The organism is Pseudomonas sp. P7779, from assembly GCF_013386315.1.
GTDB lineage: Bacteria > Pseudomonadota > Gammaproteobacteria > Pseudomonadales > Pseudomonadaceae > Aquipseudomonas.
The window spans coordinates 1-6,177 of sequence record NZ_JACARZ010000121.1 but is presented as its reverse complement, the minus strand read 5'-3'; the positions used below and the strand labels follow the sequence as shown (position 1 = coordinate 6,177).

The 6,177-nt window shown below is 61.1% G+C and carries 5 protein-coding genes; 3 read left to right on the top strand and 2 right to left on the bottom strand.

All coding sequences use genetic code 11. From position 1 onward, the window contains the following. The first annotated feature begins 85 nt into the window (after nt 1-85). Together macA and HX869_RS28020 are read left to right on the top strand one after the other, a co-directional pair. Nucleotides 86-1,237 carry a macrolide transporter subunit MacA gene (macA, locus tag HX869_RS28025; protein ID WP_032898521.1) on the top strand — a complete coding sequence of 384 codons (1,152 nt, stop codon included), beginning with the start codon at nt 86-88 and terminating at the stop codon, nt 1,235-1,237. 3 nt (nt 1,238-1,240) lie between these two features. Then, nucleotides 1,241-3,199 (top strand): MacB family efflux pump subunit, encoded by a 1,959-nt coding sequence (locus tag HX869_RS28020; RefSeq protein ID WP_003212489.1) that lies wholly within the window; start codon nt 1,241-1,243, stop codon nt 3,197-3,199. A 125-nt stretch (nt 3,200-3,324) separates the two neighbouring features. Here the strand turns inward: HX869_RS28020 and HX869_RS28015 are convergent, their stop codons facing one another. Together HX869_RS28015 and HX869_RS28010 are read right to left on the bottom strand one after the other, a co-directional pair. Then, entirely contained in the window at nt 3,325-4,014 is a 690-nt protein-coding gene (locus HX869_RS28015; protein ID WP_102369467.1) for a helix-turn-helix transcriptional regulator, read from the bottom strand. 185 nt (nt 4,015-4,199) lie between these two features. After that, nucleotides 4,200-5,444: a methionine gamma-lyase gene (locus HX869_RS28010; protein ID WP_177020135.1), complete on the bottom strand. Its 1,245-nt coding sequence runs from the start codon at nt 5,442-5,444 to the stop codon at nt 4,200-4,202. 124 nt (nt 5,445-5,568) lie between these two features. Between HX869_RS28010 and HX869_RS28005 the strand changes: the two genes are divergently transcribed. Beyond that, nucleotides 5,569-6,039 carry an Lrp/AsnC family transcriptional regulator gene (locus HX869_RS28005; protein WP_008430161.1) on the top strand — a complete coding sequence of 157 codons (471 nt, stop codon included), beginning with the start codon at nt 5,569-5,571 and terminating at the stop codon, nt 6,037-6,039. Nucleotides 6,040-6,177 lie beyond the last annotated feature (138 nt).

Genomic DNA, 6,177 nt, shown 5'->3' with positions numbered 1-6,177 from the left:
GAACCCATATCAGCCGTTACTAAAAAAACGGATATGTACTCCGAGCCAAAAGCCGGACCAACTTCAACGTCTTCTGTGGTCACTTATGGAAAAGTCAAAGCTTCGCAAAACAGGAATGGCCCTGGCCCTGGCAATCGCCGCCGCCCTGACCATCTACACCGTGCAGGCCCCCGCAGACGCGCCGCAATACCTGACCGCCACCGCCGAGCGCAGTGACATCGAAAACGCCGTCCTGGCCACCGGCCTGCTCGAAGGCGTCAAGCAGGTCGATGTCGGCGCCCAGGTTTCCGGCCAACTCAAATCCCTGAAGGTCAAGGTCGGCGACAAGGTCAAGAAGGGCCAATGGCTGGCCGAAATCGACCCGTTGATCCTGCAGAACACCCTGCGCAAAGCCCAGGTCGACGAAGAAAACCTCCAGGCCCAACGCCGCGCTACTGCGGCGCAACTCAAGGAAACCAAATCCGTCTACGAACGCTATCAGGGCCTGCAGGAGGACGAATCCGTGTCCCGCCAGGACTTCGAAACCGCCGAGTCCAATTACGAGGTACAGCGCGCCAACCTGATGTCCCTCGACGCCCAGATCAAAAGCGCGCACATCCAGATCGACACCGCCAAGATCAACCTGGCCTACACCCGCATCGTCGCGCCAATCGACGGCGATGTAGTGGGCATCGTCACCCAGGAAGGCCAGACCGTGATCGCCAGCCAACTGGCACCGGTGCTGCTCAAACTCGCCGATCTGGACACCATGACCGTCAAGGCCCAGGTCTCCGAAGCGGACGTGATCCACATCAGTCCGGGCCAGCAGGTGTATTTCACCATCCTCGGCGAGGCCGACAAACGCTACTACGCCAAATTGCGCGGTACCGAACCTGCCCCGCAGAATTTCCTCGAAACCCAGACCGCCGGCACCCCCAAGCAAAACACCGCGGTGTTCTACAATGCGCTGTTCGACGTACCCAACCCCGACCACCGCCTGCGCATCGCCATGACCGCCCAGGTGCGCATCGTGCTCGACACCGCCAAGGCCGCACTGACCGTGCCGGTGGCCGCACTCGGCCCGCGCAATGCCGATGGCAGTTTCCCGGTGCGGGTGCTGGACGCCAAGGGCAAGGCCAACACGCGGCAGGTGCAGACGGGCATCAACAACAACGTCAAGGTGCAGATCCTCGATGGCCTGGCCGAAGGCGACAAGGTGGTGATCGGCGACCCATCGCCTGCCGTGGCGGGGGGCTGATTGATGACTCAGCCACTGCTGGAGCTTAAAGGCATCGTGCGCAGTTTCATGGCCGGTGACCGCGAATTCATTGCGCTCAAGGGCATCGACCTGACCATCCACGCCGGGGAAATGGTCGCGATCACCGGGGCCTCGGGTTCGGGTAAATCCACCCTGATGAACATCCTCGGTGGCCTCGACTACGCCACCGCCGGCAGCTACAAGATCAATGGCATCGAAACCCGCACCCTGGGGGATGAGCAACTGGCCGAGCTGCGCCGCGACTACTTCGGTTTTATCTTTCAGCGTTACCACTTGCTCGCGCACCTGAGCGCGTTGCACAACGTGGAAATGCCGGCGATTTATGCCGGTACGCCGGAAACCGCCAGGCATAGCCGCGCCGGGGAATTGCTGGCACGCCTGGGGTTGTCGGGGCATTTGACCCATCGCCCAAGCCAGCTGTCCGGCGGCCAGCAACAGCGCGTGAGTATCGCCCGGGCCTTGATGAACGGCGGCGAAGTGATCCTCGCCGACGAACCCACCGGCGCCCTCGACACCCACAGCGGCAAGGAGGTGATGCGCATACTGGCCGAGCTGCACGCCGCCGGGCACACGGTGATCATCGTTACCCATGACCCGAAAGTCGCGGCCAATGCCCAGCGGATCATTGAGGTGCGCGATGGCGAGATCGTCAGTGACCGCGCCAATCAGAGTGTCGGCCTCGACCTGCCCACCGAAGCGCCCATCGAGCCCAAGCGCAGCGGTGCGCGCAAGTTGGTGGCGAGCCTCGGGCTGTTCAAGGAGGCCTTCAACATGGCCTGGGTGGCGCTGATTTCCCATCGCATGCGCACCTTGCTGACCATGCTCGGCATTGTCATCGGCATCACTTCGGTGGTGTCGATCTCGGCCATCGGCGAAGGCGCCAAGCGCTATGTGCTCAAGGACATCCAGGCCATTGGCAGTAACACCATTGATATCTTTCCCGGCAAGAGTTTTGGTGACAGCCGTGCGTCAGCCATCGAGACGTTGTTGCCGTCGGATGTGGATGCGCTGAACCAGCTGTATTACGTCGACAGCGCCACGCCGGTGGTGGGGCGCAACCTGTTGCTGCGTTACGGCAATATCGACCTGGACGCCCAGGTCAATGGGGTCAGCGATCGCTATTTCCAGGTCAAGGGCCTGAAGCTCGAAGCCGGAATTACCTTCAGCGAAAGCGACGCCCGGCGCCAGGCCCAGGTGGTGGTGATCGACCACAACGCGCGCCATCGGCTGTTCGCGCCCGGCGTGGATCCGTTGGGCCAGGTGATCCTGGTGGGCAACCTGCCCTGTACGGTGATCGGGGTGACGGCCGACAACAAAAACATGTTCGCCGCCAGCAAGGCGTTGAACGTGTGGGTGCCGTACGAGACGGCAGCGGGGCGGCTGTTGGGCCAGCGTCATCTGGACAGCATCACGGTGCGCATCAAGGACGGCCAGCCGAGCAAGGTGGTGGAAGAGAACGTCACCAAGCTGATGTTGCAACGTCACGGCACCAAGGACTTCTTTACCAACAACCTCGACAGCATCATGCAGACGGTGCAGAAAACCAGCCGTTCCCTGGCGTTGCTGCTGTCGTTGATTGCAGTGATTTCGTTGCTGGTGGGCGGCATCGGAGTGATGAATATCATGCTGGTGTCGGTGACCGAACGCACCCGCGAAATCGGGATTCGCATGGCAGTGGGCGCGCGGCAATCGGATATTCGCCAACAGTTCCTGGTGGAAGCGGTGATGGTCTGCCTGATTGGCGGGATGATCGGCATCTCGCTGTCATTCGCCATCGGCTATCTGTTTTCGTTGTTTGTGAAAGAGTGGGAAATGGTGTTTTCCCTGGGCTCGGTGGTGACGGCGTTTGCGTGTTCAACGTTGATCGGGATTGTGTTCGGGTTTGTGCCGGCGCGGAATGCGGCGCGGTTGGATCCGATTGAAGCCCTGGCCCGGGATTAGGCCGGGCAGAGATCAAAAAATGTGGGAGCGGGCTTGCTCGCGAATGCGGTGGATCAGTCACACATGTATTGACTGACACTGCGCATTCGCGAGCAAGCCCGCTCCCACATTTGTTCCTCGGTGTTCTAGAGAGTGGCGTTTTCTTCTGTGGAATACATCCACCGCATCAATGAATGCCGGCCACTGATGCCCATCTTGATCGCAGCCCGCTTGAGGTAGCTCTCGATGGTATTGACCTTCAGTGCCAACTGCTCCGCCAGTTCCGGTGCGGTACGCCCGGCCAGCAGCCCCACGCACACCTCAAGCTCCCGGGTGGACAGGGCCAGCCCCGATTGCGCGAGGCGCTCTTCAAAGCGCCGGCGCAAGGTGTCGATGCCTTGTTGCTGCGGCGCTTCGCTGTCCGGACCGCTGGGTTGCAGGGCGCTGATGTGTTTTTCAACCATCGGCAGCAGCAGGGAGGAGAAGTCTTGCAGGATGATCCGCTCCTGCTGGGAAAAACTTTCGCAGGGGTTGGAGCGATACACCGACAGCACGTAGCTGACGTCATCCTTGCGCCGGGTCAGGTGCAGTTGGGCGGCGGCCTGGGCCTCTTCCTGCCCTGGCAGCGGGTCGGTGTACACCGGGCTGATCCCCGTCATTCGCGAACTGCCTGCCTTGCGCGGTGAACTCACAGGCATTTGCGTGATGTGCGTGGCGTCGACCGCCAGTTGGGTGAGGATCAGGTCGTGCAGCATGCGCGGGAAATGTCGGCTGCCGGTGCTGGCGATGACTTTGCCAATGTGGGGGAACAGGTGTGAGTTCATCATTTCATCCATGAGTTTCAATGAGGGCGGCGTACAGGGCAGTGATCTCCATGACTGCCGCCTCGTATGCTAGTACAGGCTTTCGCAAACGGGCCAATGAATGGATCAAATTTTTTGCGGTGCAGGGCGCAACGGGAGAAGCCCGACCTTTTCAGGCCGGGCTATTGATAAACGTCGCGCCTGCCTGTGAATTTACTTCAAGCGTGATGAACGTTGTGTTGCACCGCCCGGGATTTCGGCTTTACGGCACAGGCCTCCAGGGCTTGGGCAACGTCGGCCAGCAGGTCGGCGACATCCTCAAGGCCCGCCGAGAGTCGCACCAGCCCTTCGGAAATCCCGTGGTGGGCGCGCTGCTCCGGGGTGTAGGTGGAGTGGGTCATGCTGGCCGGGTGCTGGGCCAGTGACTCGGCGTCCCCCAGGCTCACGGCCCGGGTGAACAGCTTGAGGGCGTTCATGAAGCGTCGGCCCATGTCGATGCCGCCCTTGAGTTCAAACGCGATCATGCCGCCGGATTGTTTCATCTGCCGCGCGGCCAGTTCGTATTGAGGGAAGGAGCGCAGGCCGGGGTAGGTCACCCATTCCACCAGGGGATGGGCCTGCAAGGCTTCGGCGATGGCCAGGGCGTTGCTGCAATGGCGGTCCATGCGCAGGGCCAGGGTCTTGAGGCCGCGCATCAGCAGGGCGGCGTCCTGGGGTGACATCACCGCACCGGTCAGGTCCTTGAGCCCTTGCAGGCGAATGCGCTGGGCCAGGGCCTGGCTGCTGACGGCGATGCCGGCGGTGATATCGCCGTGGCCACTGAGGTATTTGGTGGCCGAGTGCACCACCACGTCGGCGCCCATTTCCAGCGGGCGTTGCAGGTAGGGCGTGCAGTAGGTGTTGTCCACCACCACGGTGATACCGGGTTGCCGGTGGGCGATCTCGGCGACGGCGGCGATGTCCACCAGTTGCAGGTTGGGGTTGGCCGGGGTTTCGAAGTAGATCATGCGCGTGGCCGGGTTGATGGCCTCGCTCAGGGCGTTCAGGTCGGTGAGGTCGACGTGGCGCACCTTGATGCCGAACTCGCCGATGCCGTGGTGCAGCAGGGCGAAGGTGCAGCCGTAGAGGGTCTGGCTGACGATGATTTCGTCACCGGGGCGCAGCAGGGTCCAGAACGTCGCGGCAATTGCGCCCATGCCGGAGCTGAAGGCGACGGCGGCTTCGCCGTTTTCCAGGGTGGCCATGCGCGATTCCAGCAGGGCCAGGGTGGGGTTGGAGATGCGGGTGTAGAAGTGTCCGCTCTCTTCGCCGGCGAAGCAGGCGGCTCCGTATTCGGCGGTGGGGAAGGCGAAGGTTGCCGTCAGGTAGATGGGCGGCACGAGGGCGCCGTGGTGGTCCTGGGGGTCATAGCCGTGGTGGATGGCGCGGGTGGAAAAGCCGAACGTGTTGTGTTTATTTTTCATGGTCGGACGCTCCTTATTTCCTACAATGCTATGCTTATAACGGCGGCCGAACGTTCCATAGTTTGCTGGGAAAGGCCGGTAGATTGGGATGAAAAACAATAAAAACGACGTTTTGAGGCAAGATATGCCCATGCATCTGGATCGGACTGACAAGGCACTTTTAAACGCCTTGCAGGGTAATGCGCGGTTGACGGTGGCGGAGTTGGCGGAGCGGGTGTCGCTGACCACTTCGCCGTGTTGGCGGCGGGTGAAGAACCTTGAGGACAGCGGGGTGATCGGCGGTTATCAGGCGATCCTGTCGCCCAAGGCGCTGGGGTATGGGGTGACGGCGTTTGTCAGCATCATGATGGATACGCACTCCCGGGAAGTTGCCCGGGCGTTTGAGCAAAGGTTGCTGGAGATTCCCGAGATTGTGGCGTGTCATAACGTTTCGGGGCGGTATGATTTTTTGTTGGAAGTGGTGGCGAAGGATCTGGAGTCGTTTGGAGAGTTTGCGCGGGAGGTGTTGCAGGGGTTGCCGTGTGTTAAGGAGATTTACTCGAGTTTTTCTTATAAGTCGGTGCGGCCGTTGCGGGTGATTCCTTTGCCGGAGTGATGGTGTGTATATCCGTTATTTGGGTAACGGCTGCTTATGGTTTCGCTCTTACAGCGAGTCACTTTGCAAAAGCGGCAAAGTAACCAAAGCGCTCTGCCCCGCCTGTCGGCACCTCGCCTAGGCTCGGTGTTCCCTCAC

Coding starts and splice junctions, on each gene's coding strand:
- macA (WP_032898521.1), top strand. CDS start 86: ATGGAAAAGTCAAAGCTTCGCAAAACAGGAATGGCCCTGGCCCTGGCA.
- HX869_RS28020 (WP_003212489.1), top strand. CDS start 1,241: ATGACTCAGCCACTGCTGGAGCTTAAAGGCATCGTGCGCAGTTTCATG.
- HX869_RS28015 (WP_102369467.1), bottom strand. CDS start 4,014: ATGGATGAAATGATGAACTCACACCTGTTCCCCCACATTGGCAAAGTC.
- HX869_RS28010 (WP_177020135.1), bottom strand. CDS start 5,444: ATGAAAAATAAACACAACACGTTCGGCTTTTCCACCCGCGCCATCCAC.
- HX869_RS28005 (WP_008430161.1), top strand. CDS start 5,569: ATGCCCATGCATCTGGATCGGACTGACAAGGCACTTTTAAACGCCTTG.